8 protein-coding genes are annotated in these 4505 nt (G+C 28.1%); all 8 read right to left on the minus strand.

The genetic code is table 11. The features are described from left to right. Positions 1–37: 37 nt before the first annotated feature. Positions 38–451 carry a glycoside hydrolase family 24 protein gene (locus tag CHA01nite_RS20125; RefSeq protein WP_146944755.1) on the minus strand — a complete coding sequence of 138 codons (414 nt, stop codon included), beginning with the start codon at positions 449–451 and terminating at the stop codon, positions 38–40. 26 nt (positions 452–477) lie between these two features. Further along, a complete protein-coding gene (locus tag CHA01nite_RS20130; protein WP_146944757.1) occupies positions 478–1260 on the minus strand; it encodes a hypothetical protein in 783 nt (260 codons plus the stop codon). A gap of 71 nt (positions 1261–1331) precedes the next feature. Then, positions 1332–1715 (minus strand): hypothetical protein, encoded by a 384-nt coding sequence (locus tag CHA01nite_RS20135; RefSeq protein ID WP_146944759.1) that lies wholly within the window; start codon positions 1713–1715, stop codon positions 1332–1334. Between the two features lie 216 nt (positions 1716–1931). Beyond that, a complete protein-coding gene (locus CHA01nite_RS20140; RefSeq protein ID WP_146944761.1) occupies positions 1932–2669 on the minus strand; it encodes a hypothetical protein in 738 nt (245 codons plus the stop codon). 65 nt (positions 2670–2734) lie between these two features. Then, positions 2735–3064: a hypothetical protein gene (locus CHA01nite_RS20145; protein WP_146944763.1), complete on the minus strand. Its 330-nt coding sequence runs from the start codon at positions 3062–3064 to the stop codon at positions 2735–2737. A 92-nt stretch (positions 3065–3156) separates the two neighbouring features. After that, entirely contained in the window at positions 3157–3294 is a 138-nt protein-coding gene (locus tag CHA01nite_RS20645; RefSeq protein WP_170234789.1) for a hypothetical protein, read from the minus strand. A 50-nt stretch (positions 3295–3344) separates the two neighbouring features. Continuing rightward, positions 3345–3929 carry a hypothetical protein gene (locus tag CHA01nite_RS20150; RefSeq protein WP_146944765.1) on the minus strand — a complete coding sequence of 195 codons (585 nt, stop codon included), beginning with the start codon at positions 3927–3929 and terminating at the stop codon, positions 3345–3347. After that, positions 3914–4505: hypothetical protein (locus tag CHA01nite_RS20155; protein ID WP_228458478.1), on the minus strand; the 592-nt coding region annotated here is incomplete at its 5' end. The genes CHA01nite_RS20155 and CHA01nite_RS20150, both read right to left, overlap by 16 nt.

Genomic DNA, 4505 nt, shown 5'->3' on the forward strand with positions numbered 1-4505 from the left:
CATCCTTCTTTGGCTTGAAATGGTTTTCAAAATCTTTTTACACAAATATAATTTTCAAAATAAAAAAATGGCTTTTTAAGGAATGATTAATTATAATTAAATCCAAAAACTTTTTAGTTTTCTTATGTTTTAATAAAATTATACATAACTTATCTTGAGACTCTGGAGAAAAATCTGGAATTTTATATCTTTTAACATAATCATGGTCTTCATTGTATATACCTGCTTTCTTGTTATCCTCAGTTAACTCTTCACCATTTAACCACCACCAAGTATACCTCATTATTTGGTAGGCACCAGCAGCTGATGATGAATAATTACCTGCTTTTATAACCTTTTCAGGATGAGTTTTAAAATTTTTAAAATGTATCCCACTATATTGTTTAGAATATCCACTATCTGAATTTGTACCCTCTCCTTTCCGTAACATTCTCATAAATGCTCTTACCATTGCTTCTTCAACAGATATATCAGTATTTAATTTTTCTTGAATTGCTTGATTTGTGTCACTTTTGATTTTTCAGTTTCTTCTTCAGTTAAATCATTTCCATCGATCATATCTTGTGGTTTTTCAAAATTAGAAAATTCCACCATTACTTTGTCACTGGGATTGAAAAAATAAGCATAAACCTTTATTTTTTTTGGTTCATTATGGAAAATACAATCCATCATATTAAAACCATTGCTAATGATTTCATTATGGTTTTTAAACTTGATTAGTTCTCCATCATCGTACCGGTAAGACCATTTAACTGATAATAATTCTACATCATGCAAATTCTGATTAGGTTGCGCTGTAAAATAATATCTTTCTCCTGGCTTAACCTCTGCCTGTAATTTCCCATCCTTATCAAAAGGGCCGTTGACCTTTACTACTTTTCTATTGCTATTCCAAAAAAGATTAAAATAATCATTACTTATACTTATAATACGATCTCCCAAAGCTAACTCCCATGAGCCTAAGGTTTTTACAAAATCTTTCTCTTTAGTACAGACTATACGGTCATTTTTATAATCATAAAGCTGAGCATAGATGGTCAGGCTTTTATTCATTCCCGGAAGCTGAAATTGAGAACTGCCCTGATCTATTACGAGCTCCTTAGTATAATATTTTAGATCATCATAAAATTTATTATTAACTCTTAGGATAATCCGGTGTGTATTTGGATCAAATTCTCTGGTGCTAATTAATATTCTGTTAAAGTTTTTGTTTCCGGAGCTATTCTTAATCTTTATATCGGTTATTGTTGGTAAATTCATTTTTATCAGATTAAAATTTGACTAACAGCGGCTGATAAAATCAACCGCTATCAGTCAAAATAGGTTAAACATTAGATTTTTTTTACTTCCAGATAAACTGTAGTAGTAGAACTTTCTTTTACCTCAACAATTCTGGTTACTTTTCCTTTAAGGATAGAGTACTGATTATCAAAATCATCATTTTCATCAAGACAAAGCTCATATTTACCCACAGGAATATTTTCCATCCAGAAATCTCCTTTATCATCCGGATTGGTAAAATCTACAGGCGATTTATCTTTGTTTTTAAGCATGATTTCCGGTAAAAGCCCTTGTAAACCTTCTATATGACCGGAAATTGATCCTGTCTTTTGTTCATCACTTCCTCCCATCTGTGCATCAGTTGGAACAATCTGAGAAGACTGCGGAACTTTGGCCGGATCTTCGTAGTCGGAAAGGTTATCATCAAAAGGCAATGCTTTGGTAACATTCAGCCCGATCGACTGTGCCTGAAGTACGTTGAATAATGTTTAAAGAAAATACCGCACGAATCCTTTTAGTGCGGCAGTTAGAGGAGCGGAGAGATTATTCAATAGAATATCAAATGTATTAGATTTTGTTTCTACTTTTGTAAATGCTAAAAATTCGTTTTTGTGATATTTTATTCTTTAAAAGTTATTTCATAATTCATATTATTTACTCCTTTCATAAACTCTTTTAGGAATTTTCTTAAAATCATTTTTCTGTTCTTTTATTAAAAAAAGATATTTTCGGTAAGATATTTTTGCTCCTTCTTTCTGGTTAAGTTTCCATTGTGCATCCGCGAGACTGAGCCATGTCACAATATTTGAAGGATATTTTTCAATAATTTTCTTTAAAATAATTATAGATTCTTTAGCATACAAAAGTGAAGCTATTTTATGATATTGACTTAAATTTTTATCTGTAATTGGATCATTGGAAATTAATTCTTTAAGAGAATTAATTTCCAATATAACTTTTTTCTTCTTTATAAAATCTGGAATTCTTAGTAGAAAATCATCAATATTATAATACGTATTGTTCTTATAAAATAGATCATGATTATTAATAAACTCTCCGATTCCCTGACTATTAGAAAAGAATATTAGTTTTTTATCTTCAACCGCTACAAAATCAGGAGAAAATAAATCTGAATCAGAATTAATTATTACATAAGGAGCATCATAAGTACTTAAATATTCTAGAGAATCCTTTGGAATTTTATCTGATATTATTTGTCTTACCATTAAAAATTTAGTATCACTACTTATACTTACACTGTTACAATCAGGTATCAGAAAAAAATTATTTCCTTTATTGATTTGTTTTAATTCAACATTCTTATATCTGATTTTTTGCCAAACACTTTTATTTTTCTCTTTAACAAATTCATAGTTATCACATTTCAAAGATTTCTGCGCATTAAAACAATTTATAAAACAGCACAGAATTAATGTAATTATATTTTTTATTATCATTTTAATAAGTTATTGGATTTCATTTTTAAGAATCTCACCTTCATATCAGTCCCTTCTCTTTTATTACCATAATCTTCTATTATTTCCATTTCATATTCAGAATGCTTACTTCCCCATTCTTTTGGATTCTTGGGTACATTTGGATGCTTAGAAAAAAAACGATTTATTGATTCTCCAATATTAAATTTTACCAAAGATGGTCTATTAACACTTTGGTCAAGGACGGTAACTCTTCCTAATTTAGATAAGAAAACATCTTTAATTTTAAATGTATATTCTTCATCTTTGATTCGAGTGCCTTTATCTTTATGGTATTTTTTAACCACTTTTTCCTCTAAACAAACTCTTAATCTTGATATAAAATCATCAATCTGTTTTGATTGATATATTTCGCTTTTACCAAGTGCTATAAATGGCTCTAAGGGAATGCTTGGAACTTTTTTTCCACCTGTGCTATTGATTGTTCTCCGTGTATTTCTTCAGTTCCACTTTCTTTTACAACTAAGAAATCCTCATTTTTACTATCATTTAAAAATACGGAAGTATCTTCTACCATTTCTGCGTAAATGTATAAAAAAGGTTGCCTATTTCAGACAACCAATATTATTACCATTTATAGTTTATTCTTTGATTCTTTATACAATTCTCCACCTTTACTTGAATTGGACATTTATAACAATTTTTAAATACTACAGAATTAAAATGATCTTCAAAAGATATATATTTGACAACTTTAATATTAAGATTTTCAAAACACACCTCAGTCGCAGGTAAATAGTCATAATCATTACTTTTAATTCTCTTTTTATATATACCATTTTTATATAAAATTTTCTTATATATATAAATATTTTGATCAATATTTTTTAAATATAGCCAATAACTGTCGCCATTAGAATATGAATTGAACTTTATTATAGCCCTTTTTGAATCAACTCTACTTAACTCATAATTATAAATCAACTCATAATTACAATTATTTTTATTGTCGCAGGTTATTTCTACAGGTAGTTTAAGCAATATTGCTTTTCTTAAAATATTTTCTTCAGAATAATTATAGCAATCATCACACTTTATAACTGCATTTTGGTGCAATTTCCCAATAATAGTATCATTTCTGTACACTAACTGCTGAGATTTATTAAAGTTATAGCTTAATATTAATAAAATAATAATTATTTGTTTATACATTTTTCGTCATATTTAAAATATTCTTTTGTCCAGTTTGTAAAGTTTATTCTTTCATCTATACCATTTAGCCCTCCATTTATGGCTTTGCTTACTTTCTTTATTATTTCATCTGAGAATCCTTCATCCATTGCATCTAAAGTTTTCCTTTGTCTTACAGTAGAGTACCAGCCTCCAGAATTGAATGCATGAAATAAATCTTGTGAAAGTTTTTTAGAAAAATTTTTAAGTTTTTCATAAAATAAATTATCAAGGCCTTCAGTATTTGCTTTTTCACTATTTTTTATGCATTCTCCAACACCTTCTATAATATTTCCTTTTTTATCTTTTCTTGAATACTTTTGATATATTTTGTAAAAATCGGTGCCATTTACATAATCATAATATGATAAATAGTTAAAATCATGAGTTATTTGTTTCATACCTCTCCCTTGAAATGGAACACCTCCTTTATAGTTTTTCGGCACTTCTTTTCTACTTTCATAAGTATAGCGAAAATAAATTGTTTCTAAATACATTTGACCAATAAAATGTATCTTTCTCTTACAAGTATTTATATCATACTTTGTAAACATTTTA

Origin of the sequence: Chryseobacterium hagamense (assembly GCF_007991455.1) — a bacterium.
Taxonomy (GTDB): domain Bacteria; phylum Bacteroidota; class Bacteroidia; order Flavobacteriales; family Weeksellaceae; genus Chryseobacterium; species Chryseobacterium hagamense.